The organism is Arthrobacter sp. NPDC090010 (assembly GCF_044748305.1).
In the GTDB taxonomy this organism is placed as follows: domain Bacteria; phylum Actinomycetota; class Actinomycetes; order Actinomycetales; family Micrococcaceae; genus Arthrobacter_E.
The window spans coordinates 99,624-114,798 of sequence record NZ_JBIVFT010000010.1 but is presented as its reverse complement, the minus strand read 5'-3'; the positions used below and the strand labels follow the sequence as shown (position 1 = coordinate 114,798).

Genomic DNA, 15,175 nt, shown 5'->3' with positions numbered 1-15,175 from the left:
GCGGAATCAGGACACGGTGGGAAGCAGCGGCGGACCGCGGTGGCGCATCGCCAGCAGCGGCACGCCGAGATTGCGCAGTGGTATCACGAGCCATTCGGCGGGCCTGTTCAGCCCGTCAGGCCGGATGACCAGTGGCCGGACCAGCGGCAGGGCCGGGATGAGGCGCATGCGCAGTGCAGCCAGGAGGCGCAGAGTCGTGACCTCACCGTGCCGGAGCACCGCGATGGTGAACGCGGCCGCCACGGCGTGACCCAGCCACATGGCCGGGGAGGAGTGGTCCATCATGAGGGACTCTCCGGCTCCGCCGGGAAGAGGAACGAGCGTGTGAGCGGCATGGGCTCCGTGGGGAGCGCCGGAGGGCATCGTGCTGTGCATGCCGCCGGGAGCCATGCTGAAAAGCCAGTGGAAGAGGCCCTGGCTGGTGACGACGCCCAAGGCGAGCCGCCACAGGGAAAGCGCCCGACCGGCGAGCAGCGTGCAGACCAGCCCGGACAGTGCCAGGGAAAGCAGGAGGATGACCGCGGCCGGTGTCGCACCACCGGCGAGAACGTGGGAGGCGGCAGCGATCGACGTCGCGGCGGCGGCTGCGATCCAGCCCCGCACGAGTCTCGCCTCGCGTGCCGTCATGGTCCTTCCCCGCCCCTGTTCAGGAAGGGCCGGTGCCCATCCACCGAAGATTATGCTCCACTTTCTACAGAGTGTCGAAGTCAGTGGGGTGGAGGGGCACCGCGGGTGCGGCCACCGCTAGTCGAAGCTCAGCTTCGGCGGGGCCTTGCGGAAGCCCTTGGTCCGGACAGCCAGGAAGACGATGCCGACGGCCATCCAGCACAGGCCCACGGTGAAGGACGTGGGCGCCAGGGAGGTCCACAGCCAGATCGTCAGGGCGAAGCCGATGAGCGGCAGCAGAACGTAGTTGACCACGTCCAGCGCACCGCGCCGCTTGCCGTCCCAGAAGAAGTGCTTCACCACGGAGAGGTTCACCATGGAGAAGGCGAACAGCGCACCGAAACTGATCATGGTGGCGGCGATGTCCAGCGTCAGGACGAGGGCGAGCAGGGAGACCGCGGAGACGGCGACGGCGGCAAGCACCGGCGTGCCGAAACGCGGGTGCAATTTGCCGAACGGGCGCGGCAGCAGGCCGTCGCGGCCCATCGCGTAGATGATGCGGCTGACACTGACCTGGCTGGTCATGGCGGAGCCGATGCAGCCGGCGACGAACACCGCGATGAAGATGGCGCTCAGCACCGGACCGCCGACCTTCTCGATGAGTTCAATGCCCGCCGTGTCCAGGGAGCCGAAGGCATGCCAATCAGGGAAGACGAGTCCGCCCGCCCAGGCGACGGCGATGAAGATCACGCCACCGAGCACGGTGGTGATGACGATGGCACGGGGGATGTTCTTCTGTGCGTCCCGTGCGTCCTCGGAGAGGGTTGAAACGGCGTCGAAGCCGAGGAAGGACAGAGCCAGCACGGCGGCACCGGCGAAGATCGGCCCCACTCCCCCGTCGCCGCTCTCGAAGGGCGCCAGCACCGACGGCGCGGGATGGCCGGAGAGGTAGGACGCGGACAGTGCGATGAAGACGACGATGATCACCACGGCCATGGCCACGATGACGCCGCTGAACTTGCCGACGAACTTCACACCCATCGAGATGAACGCGAGCACCAGCACGATGCTCACCAGCGCGAAGACCCAGGCGGGAACGGCCGGGAACGCGGAGTTCAGATAGAGCCCCACGAGCAGGAAGTTGATCATCGGCAGGAAGAGGTAGTCCAGCATGAGGGTCCAGCCGGTCACGAAGCCGATGTGCCCGCCGAAAGTCTGCGTGGTGTACGAGTAGGCGCTGCCCGCCGCGGGGATCACCCGCGAGATGCGGGCGTAGCTGAAGGCCGTGAAGACCATGGTCAGCAGCGCGACCACATAGGCGGCGGCCAGGTGACCGTCGGTGATCTGGGTGACCGTGCCGAAGGTCGTGAAGACCGTGACAGGAGCCATGTAGCTCAGGCCGAACATCACCAGAGCGGCCAGGCCGAGGACTCTGCGGAGCTGTCGCGGCCGCTGGCCGTTCGCGGAACCCGGGTCCTGAAGGCCTGGGTCGAGGGGTGTTGAGGTCATGGGAGGTCTTTCGTTCTGCTGCGCCGGCCGGGGCCCGCGGTGTTCAGCGCGTGGTGGGGAGGAGGGCTGAGTGGGTCGGGCGTCCGGCAAGCCAGGTGCCGAGCACCTGCATCTCCTGGAGTTCCTCTGCGGGGATGTCCCGGGGGTCGTGGGACAGCAGCACCAGATCGGCGCTCATGCCGGGGCGCAAGACGCCCCAGTCGTCCTCCGCGAAGGCCTGATAGGCGACGCCGGAGGTGTAGGCATTCAGGGCGGCGTCGACGTCGACGCGCTCGGCGGGCAGCCAGCCGCCCGCGGGCAGGTGGTCGGGGGTCTGGCGGGTGACCGCCGTCGCGAGTCCTGGCACCGGTTCGTGGCAGGTGACGGGCCAGTCGCTGCCGAAGGAGACGTGGACGCCTCGCTCGATGAGGCTCCCGATGGGGTACTGCTGTTCGGAGCGGGGACTCCCCAGACGCGGAACGGTGAGGAGGTTCATGACATCGTCCTCGCGAGCCCAGAGCGGCTCGAAATTGGCGACGACGCCGAGCTCAGCGAAGCGCGGCACGTCTTCCGGGTCGATCACCTGGAGATGCGCCAGCACGGGGCGGCGGTCGCGGGGGCCGTTACGACGGCCCGTCTCCTCGATGGCGTCGAGTGCCATGCGGATGGCGCCATCGCCGATCGCGTGAATGTGCGCCTGAAAGCCGAGACCGTCGACGGCGGCAAGGGCGTCGTTCAGTTCGTCCTGGCCCCAACTGGGCAGCCCCTTGTCGTCCGGAGAGTCGGCGTAGGGGCTGAGCATGCACGCCGTGTGGCTCTCGATGATGCCGTCGGCGAAGAACTTCACAGTGTTCGCTGTGAGCATCCCGCCTTCCAGCGACTGCACGGCCGCGCGGGCGGCGGCGAAAGCGTCGAGCGTGTCCTTCCAGCGGCCGGGTTCAGCCAGGAATGCCAGGTTCATCCGGGTCCGGAGACGCCCCTGACGCGCGGCTTCAAGGTAGACCTCGAGGTGTTCCTGCATGACCCAGGCGTCCTGGACCCAGCTCACGCCGGAGGCTGCCAAGGTGCCGGTGGCCGCCTCCAGGGCCGCGACCCGTCGTTCGAGGGAATAGCGAGGTGCGACACTCTCGACGAGTTCGAGGGCGCCGTACTCCTGGAGTGTCCCCAGGGGGCTGCCGTCCTCCCGGCGGACGATCCGCCCGCGGTCCGGGTCCGGCGTCCCGGCGTCGATGCCGGCGGCCTTCAGTGCAGCGGAATTGACCCAGACGGTGTGGTAGTCCCAGGCCTTGAGCATCACGGGACGGTCCGGAACGGCGGCATCCAGCCAGGCGGCGTCGAACAGGCCTCCGGGTGCGAGCGTGGCGTCGTAGCTGGCACCGATGATCCATTCGTCTTCCGGGTGTGCGTCGGCGTAGGCGCGCACGGCCGCGACGATCTCCTCCACGGAGTGGCAGGACCGGATGGCGGGGCCCAGATCCTCCATGCCGCCGAAGAGCGGATGGGCATGCCCATCAGCGAAGGACGGTCCGAGATAGCCCCCGTTCAGGTCCACGGTGTCATCGGCGCTGGCGAGCAAGGCTTCAGCGCCGGCGCCGATCGCCACGATGCGGCCACCCTCCACGGCGAGCGCGGTGGCCGTCCCGGACTCGATGGACTCGGAGGCCAGCACGCCACCATGGAAGACTGTCAGGGCCATTGCAACTCCAGATATTTAATGCCATTAAATAAATCTGGATCACACTAACCTGTGACGTGGACAACACGCAAGAGGGGTCAGTCATGTCAACAGCCGCACCACGCCGCGCCGGTCGGCCGAAACGAAGCGTCCTGGATCGCGAGTTGATCGTGCGCACCGCCTTTGACGTGCTCAAACGGACCGGGCCGGACGATTTCACCATGGCCGCCCTCGCCGAAGAGCTCGGCGTGAAGACCCCCGCGCTGTACCACCATGTGGGCAACAAGAGCGCCGTGCTCAGCTCCATGCGGGAGCTCATCACGGACGGAATCGACGCCTCCGGCTTCGGGAGGCTCCCGTGGCCCGAGGCCACCAGCGTCTGGGCGCGCTCCTACCGGACCGCGTTCGCAGCCCACCCCCACGCCATCGCCCTCCTCGCCACCACCCCGCTGACCGGGGCCGATCCCACACTCGCCATGTACGAGACCGTCACCCAAGGCTTCCTCGCCGAGGGCTGGCCGGAGGATTCAGTGGTCAGCGCGATCGTCTCCCTCGACAATTTCGTCCTGGGCTCGGCCCTGGATGCCGTGGCACCCGCCGACATCTTCGAAGCGGGCGACTTCGCCCCGCAGGTCCCGGGCTTCACCAAGGCCCTCGCAGCACGCGCCGGGAGACTCCAGGCGCCGGATCTCGCCGCCTACGCCCAGGCCGTGGCCGACGAGTCCTTCGAGCTCGGGCTTCAAGCGCTCATCTCCGGGCTGCAGCACTCGCTCGCCCGGCTCCGCGGGCAACGCGACGACGCCCTCCCGCCGGCCGGCACCACGTAGACTGGACGGGCGCGATCCATCCGCGCCCGCCGTATTCCGACACCCGCGAGGAGGGACCGTGCTGTCTCAGCGCCCAGCGTCCCCCTTTGCGCACCATCGCAGCGTCGCGTCTGAAGCGGCCTTCTCGCGCCGGCCGGCCCCGTTCCACCTGCTGCGGGCCGGGATCGTCGCCGTCGGCATGCTCTCCCTGGGCATCGCCGCCCACAGCTTCTCCGGCGGGGCATTGCCCCCGGAGCCCTTGCTGGCCGCGATCCTCGCCCTTGTGCTCCTCGTCGCGGTCTTCGCAACCCGCTTCCGGCTCCGCCTCCCGGCCATGACGTTGCTGCTCGGCGTCGGCCAGCTCGCTCTGCACGAAGCGTTCTCCTATCTCTCGGTGGGCGCACCGATGACCATGCCGGGCATGTCCGTCGCGCATCAGCACAACGACAGCGCCGCGTTGGCCACGGCGCTGCAGCACCTGGGCGGCACCGCCACGATGGACATGCACTCGGCCGGCGGGCACTCGCCGTTCATGCTGCTCGGGCACATCCTCGCAACGGCCGCCATGGCCCTGATGCTGGCCAAGGGAGAGGCGACACTCTGGGCCCTGGCTTCCTGGCTGCGCCCTCTTTTCAAACTCCTCCGCCTCACGGTCCCGCAGACTTTCCGGGCGCCCGAGGCTCCTCGCGAACGGCCGCTGCCCCGGCTGCCGCTGCGCTCGCTTCGCCGTGACAGGCTGCGGGGTCCGCCACACGCCGTCGTCCTCTGACGACGGAAATTGCGACCCTCCCGGTATATACGCCGGATTTCATATACTTCTGCGCGCCCTCACGCGCGCTCCGAAAGGCCACCATGTCACGCGTTCTCAAGTCCACCCTGTCCGTCGCCGGTGCCGGCGCTCTCCTGTTCGCCGGCGCCGCGGCCGCCAGCGCCCACGTCAGCGTCACCCCGGATGTCACCGGTGCGGGGCAGTACGCCCTCCTCACCTTCGGGGTCCCCCACGGCTGCGATGGCCAGCCGACCACCAAGATGACCATCACCCTCCCCGAGGAACTCGACGACGCCACTCCCACGGTGAACCCGAACTGGACCATCAGCAAGGTCACGGAGAAACTCGCCGCCCCGAAGAAGCTCGACACCGGGAACTCCATCACCACGCGCACCAAGGCCATCGTCTACACGGCGAAGACCCCGCTGGACGCACATCAGCGGGACACCATGGTGCTCTCGGTCAAGGTCCCCGACGCGGCCGGGAAGACCCTGTACTTCCCCACTCTTCAGCAGTGCGCCACCGGTTCCACCGACTGGAACCAGATCCCGGCGGCCGGTCAGGACGAAGATTCGGTCAAGTCCCCGGCCCCGGCATTCACCGTCACCCAGGCGGTCGCGGGTGGTGAGCACGGCGGACACGGCGCCGCCACCCCGGAAGCTGCGCAGGCCTCCTCCACCACGGACGACGGCGCTTCGGCCCGCTCCTGGGTCGGCCTCGGTGCCGGTGTGGCCGGCCTGGTACTGGGTGGCGTGGCGCTCGTAGCCACCCGCCGTTCCGCCAAGTAGTCGGTTCCGCCCGGCGTTCTCGCCGAGTCCGCTCCTGAGGGCGTGGGTCCGCTGTCCGGGACAGCGGACCCACGCCCTTTCCAGCTGACTCGCGGAATCAGTTTCCCCAGCTCAGCCGGTACAGGTCTATCGTGGGACTCATGAGCACACAGAGGACGTTCCTGACATCACGAACCATCCCTCTGGGAGCTGCCGCCGCGGCGCTCCTGCTGGGACTGGCCGCCTGCAGCACCCCGAGCGGGGACAGCAGCCCCTCCTCGAGCCCAAGCCCGAGTCCGTCGAATTCCAGTTCGTCAACGCCTTCGGAGAGCCCCACGCCGAGCATGACCTCCGAGCCGACGACGCCGAGCACCGCGCCGACGTCGAGCGCACCGGTCGCCGGTCCCCAGCCCTGCGACGGCGCCTCCTTGTCCGCGTCACTCGACACGAGCGGGGGCGGGGCGGCCGGAAGCGTCTACGGCAAGCTCCTGCTGAAGAACACCGGCACCGCGGCCTGCACCATCCAGGGCTTCGCCCGCGTGGAGCTGACGGCCGGCGACTCCGGCCCCGCCATCGGCGCAGCAGCGGAGAAGGAAGGTGGCGCCGGCGTCCCGGCCACGCTCCGGCCAGGACAGTCCGCAGCCGCCGTGCTGCGGTACTCGCAAGCCGGCCTGCATCCCGATTGCCAGCACGTCCCGGCCACTCGCTACCGGGTTTATGCGCCGGGCACGAACACCCCGATGTTCATTCCCGTCACCGAGGACGGCTGCTCCAACGCCGCCGTCAAGCTCCTGACGATTCAGGCCTTCGCCCCGGCCGCCTGAGTCTCTCGCGGAGCGGGTTCCGGCGCCGCCGCAAATTCCTGTCGGGGCCATGGGGCAAGATGGTCACATGGCAGAGAAACCGGTGCTGAACGGCGCCGAAGCGGGCGGCGGCGGCGTGCTGGCGCGCTTCGGCCGGGCCACCCGCGAGTGGTTCGCCGGAGCCTTCGCAGCACCTACCCGTGTCCAGGAGGAAGCCTGGGACGCCATCTCCCGGGGACAGCACGCCCTGGTGGTCGCTCCCACGGGCTCCGGGAAGACCCTCTCAGCCTTCCTCTGGGCACTGGACCGCCTCATCCAGGGCAGCGGCTCGGGCGTCCAAAGCGTCGGCGGGCGCACCTCGGTTGCAGAACCGCCCGCACCTCAAACGGTTCCGGCGCCGGACACCTTGGACATTCCGGGCCTTGCGGAGACCGAACAGATCGCCCCAGCCCCGGCGCGACGTCGTTCCGGCGCACCTCGCAGGGAGAAGACTCATACGAGGGTCCTCTACATCTCGCCGCTCAAAGCACTCGGCGTGGATGTGGAGCGCAATCTTCGGGCTCCGCTCATCGGCATCACCCAGACGGCCAAGGGACTCGGACTCGCCGCGCCGTCCGTCACGGTCGGAGTCCGTTCCGGAGACACTCCGGCCAATGAACGCCGCCGGCTGCTGACCCATCCCCCGGACATCCTGATCACCACCCCCGAGTCCCTTTTCCTCATGCTCACCTCCAGCGCCCGGGAGACCTTGCGGGCCGTGGACACGGTGATCCTGGACGAGGTGCACGCCGTGGCCGGGACCAAACGCGGAACACACCTCGCGGTCTCCCTCGAACGGCTCGATGCACTCCTGGACAAGCCCGCCCAGCGGATCGGGCTCTCGGCCACCGTGGAGCCCCGGGAACTGGTGGCCCAATTCCTGGGCGGCGAATCCCCCGTCACGGTGGTCGCGCCACCGGCCGCCAAGACCTGGGAACTGAGCGTGAGTGTCCCGGTGGAGGACATGTCGGACCTTCCGGCGGCCGCCTCGGCCCACGACCTCGGCCCCGCCTCCGGGCTTCAGCCCCAGGCTTCGATCTGGCCCCATGTGGAGGAGAAGATCGTGGACCACGTGCTGGCCCGGCGCTCCACCATCGTCTTCGCCAACTCCCGCCGTCTGGCCGAGCGCCTGACGGCGCGCCTCAACGAGATCTACGCCGAACGCCAGCTGGCCGATGTCTGGGCCGAAGAGGGCACGGACGACGACGGCGCCCCGCAGCTCCCGCAGGCTGCGGCGGAGGCCCTCGCCGACGTCGTCGGGCGTCTGGCGCCGGTTTCTACCTCGACGCCCGCCCACATGATGGCCCAGGCCGGCCAGACCTCCGGGGCTGAGCCGATCCTGGCCAGGGCCCATCACGGCTCGGTGTCCAAGGAACAGCGGGCCCAGATCGAAGACGACTTGAAGTCCGGCCGGCTGCGGTGCGTGGTCGCCACGTCAAGTCTTGAGCTGGGCATCGACATGGGCGCCGTGGATCTGGTGATCCAGGTGGAGTCGCCGCCGTCCGTGGCGAGCGCCCTTCAGCGCGTCGGCCGGGCCGGGCACCAGGTCGGAGAGGTCAGTCAGGGCGTCCTCTTCCCGAAGCACCGCGCGGATCTGGTCCACACGGCCGTGACGGTCGAGCGCATGACGGCCGGACGGATCGAGAAACTCTCGATCCCGCAGAACCCCCTGGACATCCTGGCCCAGCAGACCGTCGCGGCCTGCGCACTTGGCCCGGTGGACGTGGAGGAATGGTTCACAGTGGTCCGGCGCTGTGCTCCGTTCGCGAGCCTGCCCCGCTCCGCTTTCAACGCCACACTGGATCTGCTCGCCGGCCGGTACCCCAGCGACGAGTTCTCCGAACTCCGTCCCCGCATCATCTGGGACCGCAACGCCGGGACCATCGAGGGACGCCCGGGTGCGCAGCGCCTCGCGGTCGTCTCCGGTGGCACCATCCCGGACCGGGGCCTCTTCGGGGTCTACCTGGTGGGTGAAGAGGACTCGAAATCCAGCAAACGCGTCGGTGAGCTGGATGAGGAGATGGTCTACGAGTCCCGCGTCGGTGATGTGTTCGCCCTTGGTGCCACGAGCTGGCGGATCGAGGACATCACCTTCGATCGCGTCCTGGTGACCCCCGCCTTCGGTCAGCCGGGGAAGCTCCCCTTCTGGAAAGGGGATTCCCTGGGCCGTCCTCTCGAATTGGGCCAGGCGCTCGGGGCCTTCGTCCGGGAGCTGTCCGGAGCGGACACGGACCAGGCGGTCGCCCGCTGTGAGGGCATCGGCCTGGATCCTTTCGCAGCGGGCAACCTCGTTGCGTATTTGCGGGAACAGCAGCAGTCCACCACCGTGGTCCCGAACGACAAGGCGCTCCTGGTGGAGCGCTTCCACGATGAGCTGGGCGATTGGCGCGTGGTCCTGCACAGTCCCTTCGGCATGCCCGTGCACTCACCCTGGGCGCTGGCCGTCGGACGCAGGCTCCAGGAACGCTACGGCCTGGACGGTTCCGTCATGGCGGCGGACGACGGCATCGTGCTGCGGGTCCCCCTCATGGAGGACGAGCCTCCTGGAGCCGAGCTGTTCCTCTTCGAGCCCGAGGAACTTGAACGGATCGTCACGGAGGAGGTGGGCGGGAGCGCACTGTTCGCTTCGCGGTTCCGGGAATGTGCGGCGCGTGCTCTCCTCCTCCCCCGGCAGACCCCGGGCAAGCGCCAGCCGCTCTGGCAGCAACGGCAGCGCGCGGCCCAGCTCTTGGACGTCGCCAAGAAGTACCCCCAGTTCCCCATCGTCCTGGAGACCGTGCGCGAGTGCCTCCAGGACGTCTACGACCTGCCCTCCCTTCAGGACCTCGCCGGGCGTATTCAGCGCCGTGAGATCCAGATCTCCGAGACCACCACGGCGCAGCCTTCGCCCTTCGCCCGCAGCCTGCTGTTCGGCTACGTGGCCCAGTTCCTCTACGAGGGCGACTCGCCGCTGGCCGAACGCCGCGCGGCCGCGCTCTCCCTGGACTCCGGCCTGCTGAACGAGTTGCTGGGCAGAGTGGAACTGCGGGAACTCCTGGACCCGGCGGTCGTGGAGCAGACCGAGTTGGAACTGCAGCGCTTGGCCCCGGACCGCAAACTCCGCGGAGTGGAAGGCAGCGCGGATCTGCTGCGCCTCCTCGGGCCGCTCAGCGTGGAAGAACTCGCGGCACGCCTGGAAGAACCCCTCGGCGCACCCGACCACGCGGCCGAGTTGGTGTCTGCAGGCCGGGCATTGCGCGTGAACCTTCAGGGCGTCGAGCGATTCGCCGCCGTCGAGGACGCGGCACGTCTGCGCGACGGCCTGGGCGTCCCACTCCCCATGGGCGTCCCCTTGGCGTTCCTGGAACCGGTGGCGGATCCGCTCGGCGATCTGGTGGCCCGTTACGCCCGCACGCACGCACCTTTCACGACGTCGGAACTCGCCACCCGTCTGGGTCTCGGCACGGCCGTCGTCCTCTCAGTCCTCAAGCGGCTCACCTCCGACGGCAGGATCGTGGAGGGCGAGTTCCGGCCCCATCCCACCGAAGCCGGCACCAGCGCCGAGATCGGTGGCATCCCGCAGCCCGAGAGCACGGCACAGCCCGGACTCGTGGGCGGGCAGGAGTGGTGCGATGCCGAGGTGCTGCGCAGGCTCCGCCGTCGTTCCCTGGCAGCGCTGCGGGCCGAAGTAGAACCGGTCGATGCCTCCGCTTTCGGCCGTTTCCTGCCGATCTGGCAGAACGTGGGAACCTCCCGGAGCCCTGCCCAGCTCAAGGGTCTGGACGGGGTACTCACGGTGGTGGACCAGCTCAGCGGAGTGCCGGTTCCGGCATCCGCCTGGGAGACCCTCGTCTTGCCGTCGCGTGTGCGGGACTACTCGCCCACGCTCCTGGACGAGCTCATGGCAGGCGGTGAGGTGCTCTGGACCGGGACTTCATCGCTGCCCGGCAACGACGGGTGGGTGAGCCTTCATCTGGCCGAGTCGGCGGCTCTGACCCTGACACCGGATGAGGACTTCGCACCGAGCGCCGCTCAGCAAAGGATCCTGGAGCAGCTGGACGGCGGCGGGGCGTTCTTCTTCCGGCCGCTCAAGGAGAGCGCCGGGGGAATGGACGCGGTCCTGACCGACGAGGAGATGCTGGCCGAGCTGTGGGGACTCGTCTGGGCCGGCCGCGCCACCGGGGACACTTTCGCCCCTGTCAGGGCGCTGCTGTCCGGTGGCGGGACCGCGCACAAGCAGACGCCACGGCCTTCGCGGGCCCGGTCTCTGAGACGGCCCCGGCTCGGAAGCAGCCACACCTTCCCCGGTGCCGGGCTCGGTTCAGGCATGGAGGCCGCCACGCTCGGTTCGACCCCGCCGCTGGGTGTGGGCCGATGGTCAGCGGTGCTGCGGCAACCCCTGGACCCAACGGTCAGGGCACATGCGCTGGCCGAGCTCCTGCTGGACCGTTACGGGGTGCTGACCCGAGGCTCCGTCATGTCCGAGCAGGTCCCCGGCGGTTTCGCGCTGCTCTACAAGGTGCTGAGCAAATTGGAGGAAAGCGGAAGAACCCGCCGCGGCTACTTCATCGAGAAGCTCGGCGCAGCGCAGTTCTCCGTTCCCGCCACGGTGGACCGGCTCCGCTCCTTCGCCGAGGACGGAGCCGCCCGGGCGCCCGAGGACCGAGTGCACAGCACGGTGACCCTGGCGGCGACGGACCCCGCCAACCCTTATGGCGCAGCACTGCCGTGGCCGCTCCTGGACGGCGCGTCGGGAGGACACCGGCCAGGACGCAAGGCCGGAGCCCTGGTGGTACTGGTGGACGGCAGGCTCGTGATCTACATCGAACGTGGAGGCAAGACCCTGCTGAGTTTCACACAGGACGAGGTACTGCTCGCCGAATCCGCGGCATCCCTGGTCGCCACCGTGCGCCGTGGAGCCGTGGACCGCCTCGCCATGGAGAAGGTCAACGGCCAGGACCTTCTCGGCACCCCGCTCGCAGCCGCACTGCTGGAGGCCGGCGCGTACTCGACACCCCGCGGGGTGAGGCTCCGTGCCTGAAGGCGACTCCCTCTGGCAGCAGGCCTCCTTGCTGCACGGTTTCCTGGCCGGGAAAGCACTGCTCTCCAGTGACTTCCGCATCCCCCGGCACGCCACTCTGGATCTGGCGGGCTGGCACACGGAAGAAGTCGTCTCGCGGGGCAAGCACCTCCTTCACCGGCTCGTCCCGCCCGCTGGAACCCCGCGTCCACCGCTGACCATCCATTCGCACTTGAAGATGGAAGGACATTGGGAGATCTACGGTCCCGGTGCGCGCTGGAAACGACCCGGCCACACGGCCCGCTGCGTGCTGACGGTCCAGGACGGGACGGCGGTCGGGTTCTCCCTGGGCGTACTGGAGGTCCTGCCCACCCAGGAGGAGCCCCGCGTGGTCGGACACCTCGGACCCGATCTGCTCGGCCCGGGATGGGACCCGGCGCAGGCGGAAGCGAACCTCGTGTCGGACCCGTCCCGGCCCATCGGTCTGGCCCTGCTGGACCAGCGCGTCATGGCCGGGATCGGCAACATCTACCGCAACGAACTGTGTTTCCTGGCCGGCCTGCATCCGGCCGCCCCGGTGCGCGCCTTGAGCTTGCCGCCCGCCCGTCTGGACGCGGCCGGCGTCGTCGCTGAAGCGTTCCGTCTGCTCGACCTCAACCGGGACCACCCCGGCCGCCGCACCACGCCATCGGAGCCCCTGGGCCGTCCGTCCTCCGGCGGCCTCTGGCCGCGCTTCTTCGTGTACGGGCGTACCCGCCAGCCGTGCCTGCGCTGCCGGACCCCGATCCGGCAGGAGACGCTGAGCGAGCCGGGATCCGCGGGGAGAGCAGCCCAGGATCGCGCCGTCTACTTCTGTCCGCGCTGTCAGCAATTCCCCGGCGATTCCCCGAAACGAAAGTAGGAGCCATGCAGGAACTGGAACAACGGCTCGACGCGATCTTCGCGGCCCGGGACCGCGAGAACATGCAGCCCACCATCGACGCGTATCGTCAGGTCCTGGCGGAGTATCCGGACGAAGCACTGGTGCTGTATCACGTGGGCGGCGCACACGACACGGCCGGCGAGGAGGAAACCGCCGCCGGTTTCTATGAGCGGGCCCTCGCCGCCGGTCTGGACGGTGAGACGCTCCGTAAGTGCTTCCTCCAGTACGGCAGCACTCTGCGGAACCTGGGCCGTCTGGAGGAGTCGGAGAGGGTCTTCGGCGTGGCCCGGGAGCGGTTCCCGGACTCCGTCTCACTAGGGATCTTCGCACTGCTCACCCTGCATGCCCAGGGCCGTCACGACGCCGCACTGGCCTCCGCCCTGGAACTGTTCGCAGACCATCTCCGAACACCCGAACTGCTTCGCTACGAGGCCGCGATCCGGGGCAATGCCGCGTACTTGCACGAGATCGACGCACGACGCCCTGACAGCCCGGACCACGCCGCGTAGGCTGGCAGAACTTAGATATATCACTGGAGGTAGTTTCATGACCGCAGCCGTCCACGAAGTCCAGGCCGTCGTCGTCAAGGCGAAAGGCGCGCCCGCCACCCTCGAGACCATCCTGGTCCCCGAACCCGGCCCCGGGGAAGCCCTGGTGGATGTCCTGAGCTGCGGTGTCTGCCACACGGATCTGCACTACAAGCTCGGGGGGATCGGCAACGAGTACCCCTATCTGCTCGGTCACGAATCCACCGCGGTCGTCAGCGCCGTCGGCCCGGACGTCACGGACCTGGCAGTCGGGGACCGCGTCATCCTCAACTGGCGGGCCGTCTGCGGGAACTGCCGCGCGTGCGCCAAGGGCCAGCCGCAGTACTGTTTCGCCACGCACAACGCCACGCAGAAGATGACTCTGAAGGACGGCACGCCGCTCTCCCCCGCGCTCGGCATCGGCTCCTTCGCGGAGAAGACCCTGGTCGCCGCCGGCCAGTGCACGAAGATCGACGACGACGTCGATCCGGCCGCCGTCGGCCTCCTCGGCTGCGGCATCATGGCCGGCATCGGCGCCGCCATGAACACCGGAGAGGTCAAGCGCGGGGAGTCGGTGGCGGTCATCGGCTGCGGCGGCGTGGGCAATGCCGCGATCGCCGGGGCGAAGCTCGCCGGCGCGACGACGATCATCGCCGTCGACCGCGACCCCGCCAAGGTCGAACTCGCCAAGACGCTGGGGGCGACCCACGGTGTGGTTTCCGGTCCGGAGGACGTGGTGGAGGCGATCCGCGCGCTCACCGGTGGCTTCGGCGCCGACGTCGTCATCGATGCGGTCGGCCGCCCGGAGACCTACAAGGAGGCGTTCTACGCGCGCGACCTCGCCGGACGCGTCGTTCTGGTGGGCGTGCCGACGCCTGAGATGACCCTGGACCTTCCGCTGCTCGACGTGTTCGGGCGGGGAGGTTCGCTGAAGTCCTCCTGGTACGGCGACTGCCTGCCGAGCCGGGACTTCCCCATGCTGGTGGACCAGTACCGCCTCGGCCGTCTCCCACTGGACGCCTTCGTTTCCGAACGCATCGGCCTGGGAGACGTGGAAGCCGCTTTCGAGAAGATGCACCGCGGCGAGGTCCTGCGTTCCGTCGTCGAGATCACCGGGGCGGTGGCGCGCTGATGGCCGCGCGGATCGAACGGCTCGTCACCTCCGGCACGTTCTCCCTCGACGGAGGAACCTGGGAAGTGGACAACAATGTGTGGATCGTGGGCGACGACACCGAGGTCGTGGTGATCGACCCGGCGCACGACCCCGAGGCGATCGTCTCAGCAGTGGCCGGACGCACGGTGCGGGCCGTCCTGCTCACCCACGGTCACGACGACCACATCCGCCATGCCCGGGCTTTCGCGTCCCGGGTGGGCGCCCCGGTCCATCTGAATCCGGCGGACCGGATGCTCTGGGAGGACGTGTATCCGGACACCCGTCCCGATGCGGACATCGCGGACGGCCAGCGCTTCGAGGTGGCAGGCACTGAATTGGCGGCGCTTCACACCCCCGGGCACTCCCCCGGATCCGTCAGTTTCCATGCTCCCGGGCTCGGCGTCGTCTTCACCGGTGACACCCTGTTCCAGGGCGGGCCCGGTGCGACAGGACGCTCCTTCAGCGACTTCCCGACCATCATCGAATCCATCCGGGAGCGCCTCCTCACCTTGCCCCCGGAGACGGTGGTGAACACCGGACACGGTGACTCCACCACCATCGGCGCGGAGGCTCCCCAGCTCCAGGAATGGATCGACCGGGGTCACTGAGCCATGCCCTTCC

The 15,175-nt window shown here is 69.0% G+C and carries 13 protein-coding genes; 9 read left to right on the top strand and 4 right to left on the bottom strand.

Translation table 11 applies throughout. The annotated features are described in order from the left end of the window. Positions 1 to 6: 6 nt before the first annotated feature. The 3 genes from ACIPXZ_RS14710 to ACIPXZ_RS14700 all read right to left on the bottom strand — a co-directional run bounded on the left by ACIPXZ_RS14710 (position 7) and on the right by ACIPXZ_RS14700 (position 3,790). Positions 7 to 627 carry a hypothetical protein gene (locus tag ACIPXZ_RS14710; protein ID WP_400595599.1) on the bottom strand — a complete coding sequence of 207 codons (621 nt, stop codon included), beginning with the start codon at positions 625 to 627 and terminating at the stop codon, positions 7 to 9. Positions 628 to 744: 117 nt separating this feature from the next. After that, on the bottom strand, positions 745 to 2,115 hold the full coding sequence (locus tag ACIPXZ_RS14705; protein ID WP_400595597.1) for an APC family permease: 1,371 nt from the start codon (positions 2,113 to 2,115) through the stop codon (positions 745 to 747). A gap of 43 nt (positions 2,116 to 2,158) precedes the next feature. Further along, complete coding sequence (locus tag ACIPXZ_RS14700) at positions 2,159 to 3,790, bottom strand: amidohydrolase (RefSeq protein WP_400595595.1); 1,632 nt, start codon at positions 3,788 to 3,790, stop codon at positions 2,159 to 2,161. Between the two features lie 83 nt (positions 3,791 to 3,873). Here ACIPXZ_RS14700 and ACIPXZ_RS14695 point away from each other — a divergent pair, with 83 nt between their 5' ends. From ACIPXZ_RS14695 to ACIPXZ_RS14685, 3 genes are all read left to right on the top strand, one after another. Next, the gene (locus ACIPXZ_RS14695) at positions 3,874 to 4,596 is read left to right on the top strand and encodes a TetR/AcrR family transcriptional regulator C-terminal domain-containing protein (protein WP_400595593.1); all 723 of its coding nucleotides are present in this window, start codon (positions 3,874 to 3,876) and stop codon (positions 4,594 to 4,596) included. Positions 4,597 to 4,654: 58 nt separating this feature from the next. Beyond that, positions 4,655 to 5,344: a hypothetical protein gene (locus ACIPXZ_RS14690; RefSeq protein WP_400595591.1), complete on the top strand. Its 690-nt coding sequence runs from the start codon at positions 4,655 to 4,657 to the stop codon at positions 5,342 to 5,344. Between the two features lie 83 nt (positions 5,345 to 5,427). Then, complete coding sequence (locus tag ACIPXZ_RS14685) at positions 5,428 to 6,132, top strand: YcnI family protein (RefSeq protein ID WP_400595589.1); 705 nt, start codon at positions 5,428 to 5,430, stop codon at positions 6,130 to 6,132. Positions 6,133 to 6,229: 97 nt separating this feature from the next. On the opposite strand, the gene ACIPXZ_RS14680 is transcribed toward ACIPXZ_RS14685, so the two are convergent. After that, positions 6,230 to 6,559, bottom strand: a complete 330-nt coding sequence (locus tag ACIPXZ_RS14680) for a hypothetical protein (RefSeq protein WP_400595587.1) — start codon at positions 6,557 to 6,559, stop codon at positions 6,230 to 6,232. Between ACIPXZ_RS14680 and ACIPXZ_RS14675 the strand changes: the two genes are divergently transcribed. From ACIPXZ_RS14675 to ACIPXZ_RS14650, 6 genes are all read left to right on the top strand, one after another. After that, positions 6,540 to 6,935, top strand: coding sequence for a DUF4232 domain-containing protein (locus ACIPXZ_RS14675; RefSeq protein WP_400595585.1), 396 nt, complete (start codon positions 6,540 to 6,542; stop codon positions 6,933 to 6,935). The genes ACIPXZ_RS14680 and ACIPXZ_RS14675 overlap by 20 nt on opposite strands. A 67-nt stretch (positions 6,936 to 7,002) precedes the next feature. Next, positions 7,003 to 11,973: an ATP-dependent helicase gene (locus ACIPXZ_RS14670; protein WP_400595581.1), complete on the top strand. Its 4,971-nt coding sequence runs from the start codon at positions 7,003 to 7,005 to the stop codon at positions 11,971 to 11,973. Beyond that, positions 11,966 to 12,853: an Fpg/Nei family DNA glycosylase gene (locus ACIPXZ_RS14665; RefSeq protein ID WP_400595579.1), complete on the top strand. Its 888-nt coding sequence runs from the start codon at positions 11,966 to 11,968 to the stop codon at positions 12,851 to 12,853. Before ACIPXZ_RS14670 ends, ACIPXZ_RS14665 begins: the two co-directional genes overlap by 8 nt. 5 nt (positions 12,854 to 12,858) lie before the next feature. Then, a complete protein-coding gene (locus ACIPXZ_RS14660) occupies positions 12,859 to 13,383 on the top strand; it encodes a tetratricopeptide repeat protein (RefSeq protein ID WP_400595577.1) in 525 nt (174 codons plus the stop codon). Between the two features lie 37 nt (positions 13,384 to 13,420). Beyond that, entirely contained in the window at positions 13,421 to 14,533 is a 1,113-nt protein-coding gene (locus ACIPXZ_RS14655; protein ID WP_400595575.1) for an S-(hydroxymethyl)mycothiol dehydrogenase, read from the top strand. Continuing rightward, a complete protein-coding gene (locus ACIPXZ_RS14650; protein ID WP_400595573.1) occupies positions 14,533 to 15,162 on the top strand; it encodes an MBL fold metallo-hydrolase in 630 nt (209 codons plus the stop codon). The genes ACIPXZ_RS14655 and ACIPXZ_RS14650 overlap by 1 nt, the downstream gene beginning before the upstream one ends. The last annotated feature ends 13 nt before the right edge of the window (positions 15,163 to 15,175 follow it).

What these genes read in the sequence shown, in the direction of transcription:
- ACIPXZ_RS14710 (WP_400595599.1), bottom strand. Translation starts at nt 627, where the DNA reads ATGACGGCACGCGAGGCGAGACTCGTGCGGGGCTGGATCGCAGCCGCC.
- ACIPXZ_RS14705 (WP_400595597.1), bottom strand. Translation starts at nt 2,115, where the DNA reads ATGACCTCAACACCCCTCGACCCAGGCCTTCAGGACCCGGGTTCCGCG.
- ACIPXZ_RS14700 (WP_400595595.1), bottom strand. Translation starts at nt 3,790, where the DNA reads ATGGCCCTGACAGTCTTCCATGGTGGCGTGCTGGCCTCCGAGTCCATC.
- ACIPXZ_RS14695 (WP_400595593.1), top strand. Translation starts at nt 3,874, where the DNA reads ATGTCAACAGCCGCACCACGCCGCGCCGGTCGGCCGAAACGAAGCGTC.
- ACIPXZ_RS14685 (WP_400595589.1), top strand. Translation starts at nt 5,428, where the DNA reads ATGTCACGCGTTCTCAAGTCCACCCTGTCCGTCGCCGGTGCCGGCGCT.
- ACIPXZ_RS14670 (WP_400595581.1), top strand. Translation starts at nt 7,003, where the DNA reads ATGGCAGAGAAACCGGTGCTGAACGGCGCCGAAGCGGGCGGCGGCGGC.
- ACIPXZ_RS14660 (WP_400595577.1), top strand. Translation starts at nt 12,859, where the DNA reads ATGCAGGAACTGGAACAACGGCTCGACGCGATCTTCGCGGCCCGGGAC.
- ACIPXZ_RS14655 (WP_400595575.1), top strand. Translation starts at nt 13,421, where the DNA reads ATGACCGCAGCCGTCCACGAAGTCCAGGCCGTCGTCGTCAAGGCGAAA.
- ACIPXZ_RS14650 (WP_400595573.1), top strand. Translation starts at nt 14,533, where the DNA reads ATGGCCGCGCGGATCGAACGGCTCGTCACCTCCGGCACGTTCTCCCTC.